Raw genomic sequence first — 17,416 nt, forward strand, 5'->3', positions numbered from 1 at the left:
CACCCGGAGCGAGCAGCGGATACGGCCGGGCACGCGTTCTGTACCGGGTCTGTACCGACATCTACCGGTGTCCGTGTTTGCCGTTAGCCTGACGCGACGCACTCACGTTCTGGATGGGGGACGGTCGTTACGCATGGCCAGGGAATTCCAACGCGGCCACAAGGCCAGGATCAGTGACCTCACCGCGGGCACGGATCTGTACGTAGGTGTGCAGATCTCCGGCCCCGGTCTGGGTTTCGACATCAGCTGCTTCGGCCTCGACGCCGACGAACGGCTCTCCGACGACCGGTACTTCGTCTTCTTCAACCAGCCGAAGTCCCCCGAGGAGGCCGTCCAGCTCCTGGGCGCCCAGGCGGGCGACACGGAGTCCTTCCGGGTGACGCTCGACCGGATCCCGCCGCAGATCCACAAGCTGTCCTTCACGGCGACGATCGACGGCGCCGGACAGATGTCGCAGATCACCTCCGGGTACATCCGGATCGTCGCGGGCGGTGAGGAGGTGGCCCGCTACTCCTTCAGCGGCTCGGAGTTCTCCACCGAGCGGGCCGTGATGCTCGGTGACTTCTACCTCAAGGACGTGTGGCGGTTCGCCGCCGTCGGCCAGGGCTTCGACGGCGGGCTGGAGGCGCTGCTGAAGAACTTCGGCGGCGAGGTGGCCGAGGAGGAGACCCCGGCCCCCGCCCCGCAGCAGCCCCAGACCGGCGCCGCCCCCGGCTTCGCCCCGCCCGCGTTCGCGGCCCCGGGCACCCCGCCGGCCTCCGCGCCCGCCCCCGCCGCGCCCCCCGCTCCCGCGCCGCAGCCCGCCGCGCAGGGCTTCGCGCCCCCGCCGGGCGCCACTCCGCCCCCGGCACCCGCGCCCGCGCCCCAGGTTCACGCCGCCCCCACCATCGTCGCGCCCCTGCACACCCCGCCGGGCGGCTCCCCGGTGCCCCCGCCGACCGCGGCACCGCCTCCCTACGGACAGCCCGGCCAGCAGCCTGCGCCGTACGGGCAGCCCGGCCAGCAGCCGGCGCCGTACGGCCAGCCGCCGGGCCACACGCCCCCGCCGCCTCCCGGCTACGGCCAGCCCGCGGCCCCGCACGCCCCCGCACCGCCCCCCGGCTACGGCCAGCCCACCCCACCCCCGGGCTACGGGCAGCAGCCGTACGGACAGGCGCCCCACGGCGTCCCGCAGCAGGCCGCCCCGCAGGCCGGTGCCGGACAGGGACCCGGTGTGGCCGCCGCGTTGCAGCAGTTCAAGGAGACGCCCACCGGCCAGCGCTGGACCCAGCAGAACAAGAAGCTGGTCCGCGTCGACCTCGGCGTCGGCGGCCAGCCCGTCCTGGCCCGCCAGGGCAGCATGGTGCTCTACCAGGGCAAGGTCGACTTCAGTTACAAGGGGGCCGGCTTCTCCGGCCGGATCGTCGGCAACGCCACCGGCCAGGAGATGCAGCTGATGCGCTGCACCGGCCAGGGGCAGGTGTTCCTCGCCGAGAACTCGACGATGCTGCACCCCATCGAGCTCCAGGGCGACGGCATCTGCGTCTCCGCCGAGAACGTCCTGGCCTTCGACGAGAGCCTGCAGTACGAGGTCCGCCGCATCGAGGGCCACGGCATCCCCGGCGGCGCGTTGTTCACGATGCAGTTCACGGGCACCGGCACGGTCGTCGTCAAGACGCACGGCACGCCCGTGGTGCTCCCCGTCACGCCCACGACGTTCGCCGACTGCAACGCCGTGGTCGCCTGGTCGTCCGCCGCGCAGGTGATCGTCTCCAGCCAGGTGCGGATGCGCCGCAACGCCTACCCGGGCGACACCGGCGAGAGCATCAACCTCCAGTTCCGGGGTGCCCCCGGCAACTTCATCGTCGTCCAGCCGTACGAGATCTGAGGGAGAGCCCGATGAACCAGCCGCTCGCGGGCTACGCCCCCGCACCCGTCACCGCCCGCATGGAGAACCACGGCAACCACATGCTGAAGGTCGCCATGCAGACGGGCAACGATCTCCTCGCGCGCGTGGGGTCGATGGTCGCCTACGAAGGGTTCGTCCAGTACGAGCCCAACCCGCCGGCCGTGCGCCAGATCGCCAAGGACTGGCTCACCGGCGAGGGCGCGCCCCTGATGAAGTGCTCCGGCGACGGCCTGCTCTACCTGGCCGACTACGGGGCGAACGTCGTCGTCATCAACCTCAACGGCGACGGCATCTCGGTCAACGCCACCAACCTGCTGGCCTTCGACGCCCACCTGAACTGGGGCGTCGAGCGGGTCAAGGGCCTGGCGAAGTTCGCCGGCCAGGGCCTGTGGAACACCCGGATCTCCGGACAGGGCTGGGTCGCGCTGACCTCCCGGGGCAAGCCCATCGTCGTCGACTGCGGAGGCGGCGAGGACGAGACCTACGTCGACCCCGACGCGCTCGTGGCCTGGTCCCCGAACCTCAAGGTGAAGGGCAAGCGCAGCTTCCGCGCGCAGTCGCTGATCGGCCGCGGCAGCGGCGAGGCCTACCAGATGGCCTTCTCCGGTCAGGGCATCGTCGTCGTCCAGCCCAGCGAGGACAGCACCGACCGCCTCCGGTTCCGGGGCTGAGGGGGAGCAACACACCATGCAGAGCCCGATTTTCGCCTACAACGACCAGCAGACCCAGGAACGCTGGAGCCTGCAGAACAAGCAGATGCTGCGCGTCAGCCTGGAGGGCCACGACGACGTGCTGGCCCGCAAGGGGACCATGGTCGCCTACCAGGGCCTCGTCGAGTTCGACGCCGAGTTCCAGACGAACCAGCAGTCACGCGCGCGTGCCCAGACCGGGGAGGGCCTGGACCTGATGCGCTGCCACGGGCAGGGCACGGTCTACCTGGCCAACCTCAAGCAGCACGTCCACGTCATGGAGGTGGACCAGGAGGGCCTGACCGTCGACAGCAGTTACGTGCTGGCGATGGACTCCTCGCTGCACCACGAGGTCATCGCCGTCGACAGCCTCTACGGCATCGCCGGCTCCGGGAAGTACCAGCTCAACATCAGCGGCCGGGGCAAGGTCGCCCTGATGACCTCCGGCATGCCGCTGCTGATGCAGGTGACGCCCGACAAGTACGTCAACTGCGACGCCGACGCGATCGTCGCCTGGTCGACGAGCCTGCGCGTGCAGATGCAGGCACAGACGCACTCCTCCGGCGTGTGGCGGCGGCGCGGGAACACCGGTGAGGGCTGGGAGCTCAGCTTCATGGGTTCCGGCTTCGCGTTGGTCCAGCCGAGTGAACTGCTGCCGCCGCAGAACGCCCAGATCGGTTCGGGCCTCGCCGCGCAGTACGGGATGGGCCAGCAGGGGGCCCGGGGGCAGAACCAGGGCAACGTCTGGAGCTGAGCGCTCCTCGGGTCCGGCCGCTCCCCGGTGCGGGAACCCGCCGTCGAGCCGTGGCAGCAGGCCTTCGGGTCCGGTCGGGGTCCGGTCGCGCGGGGTCCGGTCGCGCGGTTCCCCGCCCCCGGGGGCGGCGCGTCCCGGGTGACCGGGAGCTGTCAGGGGCGGTCGCAGTGGCGTCGCCCCTGACAGGCCGCGGTCAGGCGGCGAGCCTCGCGCGCGTGGCCGCCAGGAGCCGGACGACCGACTCGTCGGCCACGTCCGCGACCTCGTCGTAGCCGAACCAGCGCACGTCGAGGGACTCGTCGCTGACGGCGTGCGCGGCGTCCGGGGGCGCCAGGACGCCGTACTGGACGTCGAAGTGCCAGTGGCACGGGGCCGGGATCGGGTGCCGGTCCAGGTGCACCGGGCCGCCGGGCAGCAGGGTGAGCCCCGCAACGCCGGACTCCTCCGTCGCCTCGCGCAGGGCCGCGGCCGCGAGCGAGGTGTCCCCGGGCTCGCAGTGGCCGCCCATCTGCAGCCACCTCTGCAGCTTCCTGTGCAGGGTCAGCAGCACCCGGCCGCGCTGCGGGTCGACGACCAGACCGCTCGCCGTGAGGTGGCCGGCGTGGCAGGCCTTCCACAGACCGTCCGGGTGTTCCGCCAGATGGGTGAGGTAGGCCTCGCGCAGCTCCGTCTGGTCCTCGTACCCCTTCAGGACGAGGACCGCGTCGTCGTACAGACTCACCCGGCGTCGTCGCCCTTGCGCTCGTCCTTGCCGCCGTCGCCGTCGGCGTCGCCGGCGTCGCCGGTGCCGGGCTTCTTGAGGTCCGGCTTGTCCGCCGCCTCGCCGAGCATCTTGTCCAGCTCGGAGAAGTCGAGGTGCTCGCGGTGCACGAAGCCGTCCGGGTCGTCCAGGTCGGTCGCCGTCGGCAGCATGTCCGGGTGGTGCCACAGGGCGTCCCGGCCGTCGACCCCGCGCGCGTCCGTGAGCGAGGCCCACAGGCGGGAGGCGTCCCGCAGACGGCGCGGACGCAGCTCCAGGCCGATCAGCGTGGCGAACGTCTGCTCGGCCGGCCCGCCCGAGGCGCGGCGGCGGCGCAGCGTCTCCCGCAGGGCGTCGGCGGACGACAGGCGGGGCTTCGCCGCGGCGTGGACCACCGCGTCCACCCAGCCCTCCACGAGCGCCAGAGCGGTCTCCAGCCGGGCCAGGGCGGCCTTCTGCTCGGGCGTGTCCTCGGGCTGGAACATGCCCTGCTGAAGGGCCTCCTGCAGCTGCTCGGGGTTCTGCGGGTCGAACTGGCCGACCACGTCCTCGAGCTTGGCCGTGTCGACCTTGATGCCGCGCGCGTAGCCGTCGACCGCGCCGAACAGGTGCGAGCGCAGCCACGGCACGTGCGCGAAGAGGCGCTGGTGGGCGGCCTCGCGCAGGGCGAGGTAGAGCCGCACCTCCTCCTGGGGGACGCTCAGGTCCTTGCCGAACGTCTCGATGTTCACCGGCAGCAGGGCGGCCTTGCGGGCCGGGCCGAGCGGCAGGCCGATGTCGGACGAGCCGACGACCTCGCCGGCGAGCACGCCGACGGCCTGACCGATCTGCGTGCCGAACATGGCGCCGCCCATCGAGCGCATCATGCCGATCAGCGGGCCGGCCATGGCCTGCATCTCCTCCGGCAGGACGTCGCCCATGGCGGTGCCGACGCGCTCGGCGACCGGATCGACCAGCTCCTTCCAGGCGGGCAGCGTCGCCTCGACCCACTCCGCGCGGCTCCAGGCCACCGCCGAGGCGGCGCCGGAGGGCAGGGAGGTGGCGTCGTCCAGCCACAGGTCGGCCAGGCGGACGGCCTCCTCGACGGCACGACGCTCGGCGGGGCCGACGCTCGCGTCCTTGGTGCCGTCAGGGGAGCCCTGCGACACCGTCTGGCGGGCGATCTGCTTGGCCATGTCCCAGTTCACCGGGCCGCCCTCGTAGGAGAGCATCTGGCCCAGCTGCTGGAACGCGGCGCCCAGGTCGGTGGGGTTCAGCGACCCGAACATGGCTGCGAACGGATTGTCCGCACCGGGGCCGCCGGGGCCACCGGGGCCTCCGCCGAAGCCTCCGGCTCCGGGCAGACCGCCGAATCCGAACGGGTTGGCCGGTCCCTGACCACCACCGCTCTGCTGGTCCTTCTTCTTGCCCTCGTCGCCGTCGTCCGGCTCCTCCGGCGGAAGGCCGAATCCGAATGGGGTGTCACTCACGGGATTCCTCGGCTGGTAGGGCCGCCGGTTCTTTCCGGCGGCACGGCTGCCCGACAACACCACCCAGCGTAGACACCCGGGGCGGATCGGGCCTCGGTGCTTCGCCGACTGACGGCCTGCGGCAGGATGGATGCCACCTGGTACGCACGCGTGGCACGTGCTCGTACTGAAGACAACCGCTGGAGACGCCCGGTGAGTTCCCCAGATCCGCAGGTTCGCGCAGCGCGAAACCAGTCAACCAGTTCCGCGAGCCCCGCGGCGCGCGGACCCGTCGTCGCGGTCACCGGTGCCGCCTACGGCGTAGGAGCCCTGCTCACGGAGCGGCTCGCGGCGTCCGACGAGATCAAGCAGGTCGTGGCCATCGACGAGCGGCGCGGCGAGTGCGCCGCCGCGCAGTGGCACATCCTCGACGTCCGGGACCCGGCCATCGCGGACAAGCTGCGCGGAGCCGACGTGGTCGTCCACCTGGCGCTGGACCTCGACCTGGAGACCGACGCGGCCGCCCGGACGGCCTACAACGTACGGGGGACGCAGACCGTCCTGACGGCCGCCGCGGCGGCCGGGGTCCACCGGGTCGTGCTGTGCACCTCGGCGATGGTCTACGGGGCACTGCCGGACAACGAGCTGCCCCTGTCGGAGGACGCGGAGCTGCGGGCCACGGCCGAGGCGACCGGGGTCGGCGATCTGCTGGAGGTCGAGCGCCTGGCGCGCCGGGCACCCCGTGCACACCCCGGGCTCAACGTCACCGTGGTGCGGCCGGCTGTCCTGGTCGGCGGCACCGACACGGCCCTGACCCGGTACTTCGAGTCGCCCCGGCTGCTCGTCGTCGCCGGTTCACGGCCCGCCTGGCAGTTCTGCCACGTCGAGGACCTGTGCAGCGCGCTGGAGTACGCCGTCCTGGAGAAGGTCGACGGGGAGCTCGCCGTCGGCTGCGACGGATGGCTGGAGCAGGAGGAGGTGGAGGAGCTCAGCGGCATCCGGCGGATGGAGCTGCCCTCCGCCGTCGCGCTGGGGGCGGCGGCGCGGCTGCACCGCATCGGGCTCACCCCGTCCCCTGCGGGTGACCTGGCCTACACGATGTACCCCTGGGTGGTGAGCGGCAGCCGGCTGCACGACGCCGGCTGGCGGCCGCGGTACACGAACGAGGAGGTGCTGGCGGAACTCCTGGAGGAGGTCTCCGGCCGGCACACGGTGGCGGGCCGCCGGCTGGGCCGCAAGGACGCGACGGCCGCGGGTGCCGCCGGCGCGACGGTGGCGCTGCTGGGCGCGGCGGCGGTGGTGCGCCGGGCGCGCAAGGCCCGGCGGCGCATCTAGCGCCCGTCTTCGCGCGTGGCAGCACGGGCACCCGACCGCCGTGCCGCCGTCCTCCTGCGCAGCACGGGGGCCGGGGGCGCCCCTGTAGGAGGCTCCAAACGGGTACGCGCGCGTGCCGGTCGATAGCTCTATTCCGTGCTGTCGGTGCGGTGCGGCACGATGGGGGCATGGCACCCACGAGCGAGCACCCCGGTGAGCAGGCCGCGCAGGACCCGATCCGGCTGATCGGCATCCGTGAGACGGCCCTCTCCCTGGACGAGGTGTTCCGGGCCGTCGGGGACGACGCCGCGGGAGGCACCGCGCTCTTCGTGGGGACGGTGCGCAATCACGACGGCGGCGCCGACGTCGAGGAGCTGGGCTACTCGTGCCACCCCAGCGCCGAGGCCGAGATGCGGCGGATCGCCGAGAAGGTCGCGGCCGAGTACCCGGTCCGGGCGCTGGCCGCCGTGCACCGGGTCGGTGACCTGGCGGTCGGTGACCTCGCCGTGGTCGTCGCCGTCTCCTGCCCGCACCGCGGCGAGGCCTTCGAGGCGTGCCGGAAGCTGATCGACGACCTCAAGCACGAGGTGCCCATCTGGAAGCACCAGAGGTTCTCGGACGGCACCGAGGAGTGGGTCGGCGCCTGCTGATCCCCGGAGTCGATTTCCGGTTGCGTAACCGCACCCCTGGCGTGAGCGTTGTCACTGCGGATGGTTAATCTGCTGATCAGTCAGTTCGCGGAGCTCGATGGGGTTGGAGGTCGGCATGGCGGCGCTCGCCTGGTTGCTGATTCCGCTTGTGGCTGCGATCGGCGCCGGTCTGTGGGGAAGTTGGGCCAACCGGACCCGCAAGGTCCGCAACGACGGCCCGGAACTCGTCGGGTACGCCCGCTTCCGAGAGGCCATGGAGAAGCCCCCGGTGCGCTAGCTCGGAGCCGGAAAGCAGCAGGTCACAAGCGTTTGACGCCTCAGGGCCGCCCCGGACGGGCGGCCCTGACGGTGCGCTGACAGAACCGTCCCGTACTGTCGAGTCATGCCACGCCGCACCGCGACGATGCTCGCCTCCACCCTGATGCTGATCGCGCTCCTGTGCGCGGGAGTCTTCATCCCCGTGCCGTACGCGGAGATGTCGCCGGGGCCGACGGTGAACACGCTGGGCGATCACGACGGTGAGCCGGTGCTGCACATCTCGGGGCGGAAGACCTACGCGACCAGCGGCCACCTGAACATGACGACGGTCCGGGTCACCAGCGCGGACTACCGCATGAACCTGGTCGAGGCGGTCTACGGCTGGCTCGCGCACGACAACAAGGTCGTGCCGCACGACACGCTCTACCCGGACGGCAAGACCGAGGAGCAGTCCACACAGGAGAACGCCGAGGAGTTCAGCCAGTCCCAGGAGAGCGCCAAGGTCGCGGCGCTGAAGGAACTGGACGTCCCGGTGAAGTCCTGGGTGATCGTCTCAACGGTCGTCAAGGGTTCCCCGGCCGAGGGCAGGCTGCACGCCGGCGACGTGATCAAGGCCGTCGACGGCACGGCGGTCAAGGAGCCGGCGGACGTGGCCAAGCTGGTCACGAAGCACAAGCCCGGCCAGGAGGTGCGGTTCACGATCGTGCCGGCCAAGGAGCAGGCCGCCGCGGAGAAGGAGAAGCGGACGCCGACTCGGACGGAGAACGTCACCATCACGACGGCCACGTCCGACGACACCGGCGAGAAGCGCGCCATCGTCGGCATCTCCGCGGGCACCGACCACACGTTCCCGTTCACCGTCGACATCAAGCTGGCCGACGTCGGCGGCCCCAGCGCGGGGTTGATGTTCGCGCTCGGCATCTACGACAAGCTCACGCCCGGCAGCCTCACCGGCGGCAGGTTCGTCGCGGGCACCGGCACGATCGACGACCAGGGCAAGGTCGGACCGATCGGCGGCATCGAGATGAAGACGGTCGGCGCGCGGAGCAAGGGCGCCCGGTACTTCCTGACGCCGGCCGACAACTGCGCGGCCGCCGCCAAGGACACCCCCGAGGGCCTCACCCTGATCAAGGTGGACACCATCAAGGACGCCCTCGGCGCGCTCGAGGACCTGCGCAGCGGCGACGCCGCGGACCTGCCGACCTGCGGCAAGTAGCCCGGCGCGCGCCTCCGTGGACCGGGGGGCACCCCCGTGGACCGGGGCGCACCCCCGGTGGACCGGGCGGGGCGCATGCGCGGGGCCGGGGCGCGCGCAGCACTGCGCCCGCGCCCCGGCCGGGCGCGGCGGGCCTACTCCTCGAAGGTCGCCGTCAGGGCCTCCGCCAGGCCCGGCACCAGGTCGGACCCGGTCAGCACCTCGGTGAGGGAGTCCTTCTCCCGCAGACGCAGCGCCGAGTCGCGGGTGCCGTCGCGCAGGACCGCGACGGTCATGCGGACCTCCTGGCGGTCCGGGTGCTCCGCCACCCACTTGGTCAGCGCGGTCTCGTCGAGGTCCTTGGGGACCTGTGCCTCCGCGGACGGCGGCAGCATCAGCCGCTCCACGGTGAGGGCGCAGCCGGCCACCGCGTCGGGCCAGGCGATGGTGGCGAGGAACTCGTCGAGGGGCTTGCCCGTCGGTACTTCGTCCTGCTCGATCGGGGTGAGGCCGGCGCTCTCCGGCTCGTCACCGAGACCGAGCCGATCCGCCAGCGAGGGCTGGTCGGCCTTGAGCCGGGCGGTGTCGACGAGGGCGAAAAGGCGGGCCGGCTGGTCCCAGCCGAGGCCGGAGACGTACTCGTCGATCTCGAGAACGGCCCGGGTGAGCGGGTTCGCAGCCATGGGAGTGTTGGACATGGTCACAATCCTCTCTCGTTCCTGGCCGAAATCGGGAACCGAGTAAACGGTGAGTAAGTTGCATAGGTGGGGGCCCACGATCACGGGGGCCGCTGACGGTCCGTGAAGACGCGGGCCCGACGAATCGACAGCGACTTCGAGGTGCGCACCTTGGCTTTCCAGATGCCGGACCGCGGCGGAGGCCCGACAGGGCCGCGGATGAGAGTGGGCCGCCCGTCCCGGCGTGTCCGGACCCTGCTCATGACGCTGGGCGTCCTGGCCGTTCTCGGCATGGCGTTCACCATGTTCGCGGGGTTCTGGACGGACTGGCTGTGGTACCGGTCGGTGAACTACTCGTCGGTCTTCACCACCACCCTGTGGACCAAGATCGGGCTCTTCTTCGTCTTCGGACTGCTGATGGCCCTCGCCGTCGGCGTCAACATCTGGCTGGCCCACCGCCTGCGGCCGCCGCTGAGCGCGATGTCGATGGAGCAGCAGAACCTCGACCGCTACCGCATGGGCATCGCGCCCTACAAGAAGTGGCTGCTGCTCGGGATCACCGCCCTGGTGGGCCTGATCGCCGGCGCCTCCGCGTCCGGCCAGTGGCGCACCTGGCTCATGTGGGTCAACGGCGTGCCCTTCGGCCAGAAGGACCCCCAGTTCAAGCTGGACGTCTCCTTCTACGCCTTCGACCTGCCCTGGTACAGGTTCCTGCTCGGCTTCGGCTTCGCCGCCGCGATCCTGTCCGTGATCGCCGCCGCGCTCACCCACTACCTGTACGGCGGGCTGCGCGTCACCAGCCCCGGCGCCCGCGCCACGGCCGCCGCCACCGGTCATCTGTCGGTGCTGCTCGGCATCTTCGTGGCCCTGAAGGCGGTCGCCTACTGGCTCGACCGCTACGGGCTCGCGGTGAAGTCCAGTGACTTCCGGGCGACCGACAACTGGACCGGCCTCAGGTACGTCGACGCCAACGCCTACCTGCCGGCCAAGACGATCCTGTTCTGCATCGCCGTGATCTGCGCGCTGCTGTTCTTCGCGACGCTGTGGCGGCGCACCTGGCAGCTGCCCGTCATCGGCTTCGGCCTGATGGTCCTGTCCGCCATCCTCATCGGCGGCCTCTACCCGGCGATCGTGCAGAAGTTCCAGGTCCAGCCGAACGAGCAGGCCAAGGAAGCGCCGTACGTCGAGAAGAACCTCGAAGCGACGCGCAAGGCCTACGGCATCGACGGCACGAAGGTCACCGACTACTCGGGCACCAGCAAGACCGAGGACAAGTCCACGCTCCGCGACGACGTCGGCTCCACGGCGAGCATCCGCATCATGGACCCGAACATCGTCTCGCCGACCTTCCAGCAGCTCCAGCAGATCAGGAACTACTACGCGTTCCCGACCAACCTGGACGTCGACCGCTACCCGAAGAACGGCAAGGACCAGGACACGGTCCTCGGCCTGCGTGAGATCAACCTCGCGGGCATCCCGAAGAAGAACTGGATCAACAACCACTTCCGCTACACCCACGGCTACGGAGTGGTCGCCGCCGAGGGCACCAGCGCGGACGCCCAGGGCCGGCCGAACTTCACGGAGTCCGACCTGCCGTCCAAGGGCGACCTCGGCACGTACGAGCAGCGGGTCTACTACGGCGAGAAGACGACCACGTACTCGATCGTCGGCGGTCCCCAGAAGGAGATCGACTACTCCGACGACAACGGCGAGAAGACCACCAGCTACAAGGGCGACAGCGGGGTCAACCTCTCCAACCCGGTCAACCGGGCCGCGTACGCGGTGGCGTTCGGCGAGCCGCAGATCCTGTACTCCGGTGCCATCGGCGACGGTTCGCGCGTCCTGTACAACCGCACGCCCAAGGAGCGCGTCGAGGCGGTCGCCCCCTGGCTGACCATCGACGGCGACGCCTACCCGGCGGTGGTCAACGGCCGCATCCAGTGGATCGTCGACGCGTACACGACGACGAACGGCTACCCGTACTCCTCGCGCACGACGCTCGGCGACACCACGGCCGACTCGCTGACCGCCACCAACGACAACCGCGCGGTGGTGGCCCAGCAGAACCAGGTCAACTACATCCGCAACTCGGTGAAGGCGACCGTCGACGCCTACAGCGGCAAGGTGAAGCTCTACCAGTGGGACACCCAGGACCCCGTCCTGAAGACCTGGATGAAGGCCTTCCCGGACACGGTCGAGCCCAAGAGCGACATCTCCCCGCAGCTGATGGACCACCTGCGCTACCCGCAGGACCTGTTCAAGGTCCAGCGTGAGCTGCTCACCCGCTACCACGTGAAGGACGCCACGACGTTCCTCAGCGGCAGCGAGGTGTGGCAGGTGCCGGACGACCCGACGAACCGGTCGGGCAGCGCGGTGCCGCCGTACTACCTGAGCATGAAGATGCCCGACCAGAAGGCGCAGGCGTTCTCGCTGACGACGACCTTCACGCCCAACGGCCGGGACAACCTGAGTGCGTTCATGGCGGTCGACGCCGAGGCCGGCACCAGTGACTACGGCAAGATCAGAATCCTGAAACTGCCGACCAACACCACGGTGAACGGCCCCAAGCAGGTCCAGAGCCAGTTCAACTCCCAAGAGGACATCGCCGAGTCGATCAGGCTCCTGAGAGGCGGCGACTCCGAAGTCGAGTACGGCAACCTGCTGACCGTCCCGCTCGACGGGGGACTGCTCTACGTGGAGCCGGTCTACGTACGCGGTGGTGGACTGAAGTACCCGCTGCTGCGCAAGGTCCTGGTGACCTACGGAGGCCAGACCGCCTTCGAGAACACCCTCGACGAGGCCCTCAACAAGGTCTTCGGAGCGGACGGCGCGACTCCCGAACCGCCGGACGAGGGTGACAACGACACGTCACCGCCACCGCCGTCGTCGAAGAACCCGACGGTCCAGCAGGCCCTGGAGGACGCCCAGAAGGCGTTCGACGAAGGCCAGGAGGCCCTGAAGGACAACGACTGGGAGGCCTACGGCCGGGCGCAGAAGGACCTCGAGGACGCCCTGAAGAGGGCCGAGGACGCGCAGGCCGAGGCGGGCCGGGGCGCCGGGGGCGGCGAGAGCAAGCCCAGCGGCAGCCCGAGCCCGAAGCCGAGCAGCTAGCGCTCCGGCCTGGACGAATGGCCCACTCCGCGCCGTGATACGGTGGTGAACACAACGGCGCGGGGTGGAGCAGCTCGGTAGCTCGCTGGGCTCATAACCCAGAGGTCGCAGGTTCAAATCCTGTCCCCGCTACTGCAGTCGCGATGTCCGAGTGACACAGCGGCAACGAAGGCCCGGATTCCACAAAGGAATCCGGGCCTTCGTGATGTGTGAACGCATGTGCTGACGGGAGGTGTGGCCGCGCCGCCGGGGGGAGTTGGGCAATCTGTGTTTGACTTGTCTCTCTGTGGGCATGTCGACAAAACGCTGTAGTGACCTCACTGGCTGCGGTATACCAGGTGTACCCAGGTTGCAGGTGGTGCGACGATGGACGTTATGGGGGACAAGGCAACTCTGTTCGAGACAGGGCGTTTTGTGCAGCCTTCCAGCCGGGAGGACACCGAGACCCCGGACGAGACCGGGGAGATCGCCGACGAGGCGGCCGAAGAGCTGCGTCAGCGGCTCGCCGCGGAGGCCGGCGATGTCGAGGCGATGAGTGTCCTCGGGGCCATGCTGCTGCGCCGTGGTGATCTCGACGGTGCCGAACCCCATCTGCGTGCCGCCACCGCCGCGGGCGACCGGGCCGCGGCCAACAACCTGGGAGTCCTCCTCCACCAGCGCGGATACGCCGACGAGGCCGCCGGATGGTGGCGCATCGCCGCCGTCGCCGGATCCGCGGCGGCCGCGCACGCCCTCGGCCGGCACCACCGCGAGCGCGGGGACGAGCCCGCCGCCGAGTACTGGCTGCGCCAGTCCGCCGAACAGGGCCACACGCTGGGCGCGTACGCCCTCGCCGATCTGCTGGAGCACCGCGGTGACGCCGGGGCCGAGCGGTGGATGCGGGTCGCGGCCGAACGCGGCCACCGGGAGGCGGCCTACCGGCTGGCGCGGGCACTGGACCGCGGGGCGACAGGGGAGAGCGACGGTGACAACGGTGTCCACGGGGCCGCCGAGGCCGAGCAGTGGTACCGGCAGGCCGCCGCGCGCGGCCACCGCAGGGCGGCGCTGCACCTCGGGACGATCCTGGAGCGGCGCGGTGAGCTCAAGGAGGCCGGACGCTGGTACCTGACGTCCGCCAAGGACGGCGAGGCCCGGGCCGCCTGCGCGCTCGGGTTCCTGCTGCGTGACGCGGGCGACACCGAGAACGCCGCCGTGTGGTGGCTGCGCGCCGCCCAGGACGGCGACGGCAACGCGGCCAACGCGCTGGGCGCGCTGCACGCCGAGCGGGGCGAGACACAGACGGCCGAGCGGTGGTACCGGGCCGCGATGGACGCGGGTGACGTGAACGGCGCCTACAACCTGGGGCTGCTCTGTGCCGAGCAGGGCCGGACCCCGCAGGCCGAGCAGTGGTACCGGCGCGCCGCCTACGCCGGGCACCGCGAGGCCGCGAACGCGCTGGCGATCCTGCTGCTGCAGGGCGGCGACGAGACGGGTGCGGAGCCGTGGTTCTCCAAGGCCGCGGAGGCCGGGAGCGTGGACGCCGCGTTCAACCTCGGCATCCTGCACGCGGGGCGGGGCGAGGACGAGGCCGCGCTGGGCTGGTACGAGCGGGCTGCCGCCGCCGGGCACACCGAGGCGGCGCTCCAAGTCGGCATGGCGCGGCTGCGGGCCGGCGACGAGCAGGAGGCCGAGCGGCACCTGCGCTGTGCGGCCGGGGGCGGCAGCGCCGAGGCGGCGTACCGGCTGGCGACCGTGCTGGACGCGCGACGGCCGCCGGAGCCGGCGCACGAGCTCGGCGAGCCGGTGCACCGGCGCAGCGAGTGCGAGGAGTGGTACGAGCGGGCGGCCTCCCAGGGGCACCGGCGGGCGCAGGTCCGGGTGGGCATGCACGCGGCGGCGCGGGGCGATGTCGTCGAGGCGGCCCGGTGGTACCGCGAGGCGGCCGAGGCGGGCTCCCGCAACGGGGCGTTCAACCTCGGGCTGCTGCTGGCGCGGGAGGGCAGTGAGCCCGAGGCCGCGGTCTGGTGGCAGCGTGCGGCCGACGCCGGTCACGGACGGGCGGCGCTGCGGCTCGCCCTGGTCTACGCGCGTCGTGGAGAACTCGCGGAAGGGCAGCGCTGGGCCGACCGCGCGGTGGCGCTCGGCCCCGAGTCCGTGGCCGAACGGGCGGCGCGCCTGCGGGACGCGCTGCGGCAGGAACTGTCGGCGTAGGACGGCCGGGCCGCGGGGTGGCCCGGGCGATCCCCGGTGCCGGGGTGCCGGCGGCGGTGGCACGCTGACTCGCCGCCGGGCCCCGGGCCCCGGGCCCACTGGCCGGGCGGGCCGCGTGTCGCCGAGGGCGAGTGAGGGAACGGCCCTCCGCCGAGCCGTAGGCGTCGGGAGAGGTTCGCTCACCTCGAAGCGGGGGGCCTCGGGCCCCTGACGCGCCACCCGAGAGGAAGGGATTTGCATCTGCCCTCGTCACTGACGTAACGTTGCATTCATCGCCGCGGGGTGGAGCAGCTCGGTAGCTCGCTGGGCTCATAACCCAGAGGTCGCAGGTTCAAATCCTGTCCCCGCTACTGATGGCCGAGGGCCGGAATCCGAAAGGGTTCCGGCCCTCGGTCGTTGTCGTGATCCACAGGCGTCCTGCGGGCACGGCACGGAAAAGCCCCGGCACCCATCGGTGCCGGGGCTTTCGTGCGGAGGGGTCAGGCCGCCGCGCAGTTCGGGCAGACGCCGCGGTACGTCACCTCGACGTCGGAGACGGTGAAACCGAAGCGCTCCGAGTCGGGCAGGTCAGCCATCGGGTTGCCGACCGGGTGGACGTCGCGGATCGCGCCGCACTGGGCGCAGACCAGGTGGTGATGCGGCCGGTGGGCGTTCGGGTCGTACCGCTTGGCGCGCTGGTCGGTGGAGACCTCCAGCACCTCGCCGAGGGTCACGAGCTCACCGAGGGTGTTGTAGACGGTCGCCCGGGAGATCTCCGGCAGCTTGGCGACGGCCCGGGCATGGACCTCGTCGGCCGTCAGGTGGACGTGTTCGCCGTCGAGGACCTCGGCCACGACGCGCCGCTGCGCGGTCATCCGCCATCCGCGTCCGCGCAGGCGTTCCAGAAGGTCACTCATGGCCACCAGCCTAACAGCTAAGGGAACCAGGTTCCGAACAGGTGTGAGATTGGAGTCTCACTTGCTTTAGACAATGTCTATTGTAGGATCGAGAACGGCTTTGGCCAAGGGACAGGATTGACCAGGATTGCTGCAGGAGGCGCACGTGACGCAGGGACCGCTTACGACGGAGGCCGGGGCTCCGGTCGCCGACAACCAGAACAGCGAGACCGCGGGCGTCGGCGGCCCCGTGCTCGTCCAGGACCAGCTCCTGCTGGAGAAGCTGGCCCACTTCAACCGGGAGCGCATCCCGGAGCGCGTGGTGCACGCCCGCGGCGCCGGCGCGTACGGCACCTTCACGGTGACGGCCGACGTCACGCCCTACACGCGCGCCGCGTTCCTCGGCGAGGTCGGCAAGCAGACCGAGGTCTTCCTGCGCTTCTCGACCGTGGCCGGCAACCTGGGCGCGGCGGACGCGGTGCGCGATCCGCGGGGTTTCGCGCTGAAGTTCTACACCGAGGAGGGCAACTACGACCTCGTCGGCAACAACACCCCGGTGTTCTTCATCAAGGACGCCATCAAGTTCCCGGACTTCATCCACACCCAGAAGCGCGACCCGTACACCGGCTCGACCGAGGCGGACAACGTCTGGGACTTCTGGAGCCTGTCGCCCGAGTCCACGCACCAGGTGACCTGGCTGTTCGGTGACCGGGGCATCCCGGCCTCCTACCGCCACATGGACGGCTTCGGCTCGCACACCTTCCAGTGGAACAACGCGGCCGGCGAGGCCTTCTGGGTGAAGTACCACTTCAAGACCGACCAGGGCATCAAGAACCTGACCAGCGCGGAAGCCGCGCGGCTCGCCGGTGAGGACCCCGACTCCCACCAGCGCGACCTGCGCGAGGCCATCGAGCGGGGCGAGTACCCGAGCTGGACCGTCGGCGTGCAGATCATGCCGGTGGCCGAGGCGGCGACGTACCGGTTCAACCCGTTCGACCTGACCAAGGTGTGGCCGCACGCGGACTACCCGGTCGTAGAGATCGGCAGGCTGGAGCTCAACCGCAACCCGGAGAACATCTTCGCCGAAGTCGAGCAGTCGGTCTTCAGCCCCGCCCACTTCGTGCCGGGCATCGGTCCCTCCCCGGACAAGATGCTCCAGGGCCGTCTGTTCGCGTACGGCGACGCCCACCGCTACCGCGTCGGCATCAACGCCGACCACCTGCCGGTGAACCGCCCGCACGCCACCGTGGCGCGCACCCACTCCCGGGACGGCCACCTCTACGACGGCCGCCACGGGGGCGCGAAGAACTACGAGCCGAACAGCTTCGGCGGGCCGTTCCAGACGGACCGTCCGCTGTGGTCGGCCGTCGCCGTGGGCGGCGCCACCGGCAACCACGAGGCGCCCGTGCATGCCGAGGACGACGACTTCGTGCAGGCGGGCAACCTCTACCGGCTCATGTCGGAGGACGAGAAGGAGCGCCTGATCGCCAACCTGGCGGGCTTCATCGCCAAGGTCTCGCGCGACGACATCGTCGAGCGGGCGATCGACAACTTCCGTCGGGCCGACGGAGACTACGGCAAGCGGCTGGAGGCCGCGGTCCAGGCCCTGCGCGGCTGAACTCCAGCAC

At 71.1% G+C, this 17,416-nt stretch carries 14 protein-coding genes and 2 tRNA genes; 12 read left to right on the forward strand and 4 right to left on the reverse strand.

What is annotated here, in order from left to right; genetic code table 11:
* Positions 1 to 133: 133 nt before the first annotated feature.
* The 3 genes from ACZ6ZN_RS16170 to ACZ6ZN_RS16180 are packed head-to-tail and all read left to right on the forward strand — an operon-like array spanning position 134 to position 3,331.
* Positions 134 to 1,867 carry a TerD family protein gene (locus ACZ6ZN_RS16170; RefSeq protein ID WP_469646649.1) on the forward strand — a complete coding sequence of 578 codons (1,734 nt, stop codon included), beginning with the start codon at positions 134 to 136 and terminating at the stop codon, positions 1,865 to 1,867.
* Positions 1,868 to 1,878: 11 nt separating this feature from the next.
* The gene (locus ACZ6ZN_RS16175; protein WP_333936841.1) at positions 1,879 to 2,559 is read left to right on the forward strand and encodes an AIM24 family protein; all 681 of its coding nucleotides are present in this window, start codon (positions 1,879 to 1,881) and stop codon (positions 2,557 to 2,559) included.
* 16 nt (positions 2,560 to 2,575) lie between these two features.
* Entirely contained in the window at positions 2,576 to 3,331 is a 756-nt protein-coding gene (locus tag ACZ6ZN_RS16180) for an AIM24 family protein (RefSeq protein ID WP_398106649.1), read from the forward strand.
* Positions 3,332 to 3,524: 193 nt separating this feature from the next.
* Here ACZ6ZN_RS16180 and ACZ6ZN_RS16185 read toward each other — a convergent pair whose 3' ends face one another.
* Complete coding sequence (locus tag ACZ6ZN_RS16185; protein WP_469646652.1) at positions 3,525 to 4,052, reverse strand: NUDIX hydrolase; 528 nt, start codon at positions 4,050 to 4,052, stop codon at positions 3,525 to 3,527.
* Positions 4,049 to 5,539, reverse strand: coding sequence for a zinc-dependent metalloprotease (locus ACZ6ZN_RS16190; RefSeq protein WP_451876120.1), 1,491 nt, complete (start codon positions 5,537 to 5,539; stop codon positions 4,049 to 4,051). The genes ACZ6ZN_RS16185 and ACZ6ZN_RS16190 overlap by 4 nt, the downstream gene beginning before the upstream one ends.
* Before the next feature lie 192 nt (positions 5,540 to 5,731).
* Here ACZ6ZN_RS16190 and ACZ6ZN_RS16195 point away from each other — a divergent pair, with 192 nt between their 5' ends.
* The 4 genes from ACZ6ZN_RS16195 (at position 5,732) to ACZ6ZN_RS16210 (ending at position 8,956) form a co-directional block, all read left to right on the forward strand.
* Entirely contained in the window at positions 5,732 to 6,853 is a 1,122-nt protein-coding gene (locus ACZ6ZN_RS16195; RefSeq protein ID WP_451876121.1) for an SDR family oxidoreductase, read from the forward strand.
* A 167-nt stretch (positions 6,854 to 7,020) separates the two neighbouring features.
* The gene (locus tag ACZ6ZN_RS16200; protein WP_398106645.1) at positions 7,021 to 7,482 is read left to right on the forward strand and encodes a molybdenum cofactor biosynthesis protein MoaE; all 462 of its coding nucleotides are present in this window, start codon (positions 7,021 to 7,023) and stop codon (positions 7,480 to 7,482) included.
* Positions 7,483 to 7,597: 115 nt separating this feature from the next.
* The gene (locus tag ACZ6ZN_RS16205; RefSeq protein WP_376328773.1) at positions 7,598 to 7,759 is read left to right on the forward strand and encodes a hypothetical protein; all 162 of its coding nucleotides are present in this window, start codon (positions 7,598 to 7,600) and stop codon (positions 7,757 to 7,759) included.
* A 105-nt stretch (positions 7,760 to 7,864) separates the two neighbouring features.
* Positions 7,865 to 8,956 carry a YlbL family protein gene (locus tag ACZ6ZN_RS16210; protein WP_469646657.1) on the forward strand — a complete coding sequence of 364 codons (1,092 nt, stop codon included), beginning with the start codon at positions 7,865 to 7,867 and terminating at the stop codon, positions 8,954 to 8,956.
* A 134-nt stretch (positions 8,957 to 9,090) separates the two neighbouring features.
* On the opposite strand, the gene ACZ6ZN_RS16215 is transcribed toward ACZ6ZN_RS16210, so the two are convergent.
* The gene (locus ACZ6ZN_RS16215) at positions 9,091 to 9,633 is read right to left on the reverse strand and encodes a PPA1309 family protein (RefSeq protein WP_469646658.1); all 543 of its coding nucleotides are present in this window, start codon (positions 9,631 to 9,633) and stop codon (positions 9,091 to 9,093) included.
* 162 nt (positions 9,634 to 9,795) lie between these two features.
* Between ACZ6ZN_RS16215 and ACZ6ZN_RS16220 the strand changes: the two genes are divergently transcribed.
* The 4 genes from ACZ6ZN_RS16220 to ACZ6ZN_RS16235 all read left to right on the forward strand — a co-directional run bounded on the left by ACZ6ZN_RS16220 (position 9,796) and on the right by ACZ6ZN_RS16235 (position 15,263).
* Positions 9,796 to 12,723 carry a UPF0182 family membrane protein gene (locus ACZ6ZN_RS16220; RefSeq protein WP_451876203.1) on the forward strand — a complete coding sequence of 976 codons (2,928 nt, stop codon included), beginning with the start codon at positions 9,796 to 9,798 and terminating at the stop codon, positions 12,721 to 12,723.
* Between the two features lie 58 nt (positions 12,724 to 12,781).
* Positions 12,782 to 12,855, forward strand: a tRNA-Met gene (locus ACZ6ZN_RS16225).
* Between the two features lie 234 nt (positions 12,856 to 13,089).
* On the forward strand, positions 13,090 to 14,913 hold the full coding sequence (locus ACZ6ZN_RS16230) for a tetratricopeptide repeat protein (RefSeq protein WP_398106642.1): 1,824 nt from the start codon (positions 13,090 to 13,092) through the stop codon (positions 14,911 to 14,913).
* Between the two features lie 276 nt (positions 14,914 to 15,189).
* Positions 15,190 to 15,263: transfer RNA gene (locus ACZ6ZN_RS16235), tRNA-Met, on the forward strand.
* Positions 15,264 to 15,392: 129 nt separating this feature from the next.
* On the opposite strand, the gene ACZ6ZN_RS16240 is transcribed toward ACZ6ZN_RS16235, so the two are convergent.
* On the reverse strand, positions 15,393 to 15,809 hold the full coding sequence (locus tag ACZ6ZN_RS16240; protein ID WP_369193794.1) for a Fur family transcriptional regulator: 417 nt from the start codon (positions 15,807 to 15,809) through the stop codon (positions 15,393 to 15,395).
* A 145-nt stretch (positions 15,810 to 15,954) separates the two neighbouring features.
* Here ACZ6ZN_RS16240 and ACZ6ZN_RS16245 point away from each other — a divergent pair, with 145 nt between their 5' ends.
* Positions 15,955 to 17,406, forward strand: a complete 1,452-nt coding sequence (locus ACZ6ZN_RS16245) for a catalase (RefSeq protein ID WP_451876124.1) — start codon at positions 15,955 to 15,957, stop codon at positions 17,404 to 17,406.
* The last annotated feature ends 10 nt before the right edge of the window (positions 17,407 to 17,416 follow it).

It is taken from the genome of Streptomyces sp. NPDC053665 (assembly GCF_055585285.1).

Coding starts and splice junctions, on each gene's coding strand:
- ACZ6ZN_RS16215 (WP_469646658.1), bottom strand. CDS start 9,633: ATGTCCAACACTCCCATGGCTGCGAACCCGCTCACCCGGGCCGTTCTC.
- ACZ6ZN_RS16240 (WP_369193794.1), bottom strand. CDS start 15,809: ATGAGTGACCTTCTGGAACGCCTGCGCGGACGCGGATGGCGGATGACC.
- ACZ6ZN_RS16220 (WP_451876203.1), top strand. CDS start 9,796: ATGCCGGACCGCGGCGGAGGCCCGACAGGGCCGCGGATGAGAGTGGGC.
- ACZ6ZN_RS16200 (WP_398106645.1), top strand. CDS start 7,021: ATGGCACCCACGAGCGAGCACCCCGGTGAGCAGGCCGCGCAGGACCCG.
- ACZ6ZN_RS16175 (WP_333936841.1), top strand. CDS start 1,879: ATGAACCAGCCGCTCGCGGGCTACGCCCCCGCACCCGTCACCGCCCGC.
- ACZ6ZN_RS16210 (WP_469646657.1), top strand. CDS start 7,865: ATGCCACGCCGCACCGCGACGATGCTCGCCTCCACCCTGATGCTGATC.
- ACZ6ZN_RS16180 (WP_398106649.1), top strand. CDS start 2,576: ATGCAGAGCCCGATTTTCGCCTACAACGACCAGCAGACCCAGGAACGC.
- ACZ6ZN_RS16170 (WP_469646649.1), top strand. CDS start 134: ATGGCCAGGGAATTCCAACGCGGCCACAAGGCCAGGATCAGTGACCTC.
- ACZ6ZN_RS16205 (WP_376328773.1), top strand. CDS start 7,598: ATGGCGGCGCTCGCCTGGTTGCTGATTCCGCTTGTGGCTGCGATCGGC.
- ACZ6ZN_RS16230 (WP_398106642.1), top strand. CDS start 13,090: ATGGACGTTATGGGGGACAAGGCAACTCTGTTCGAGACAGGGCGTTTT.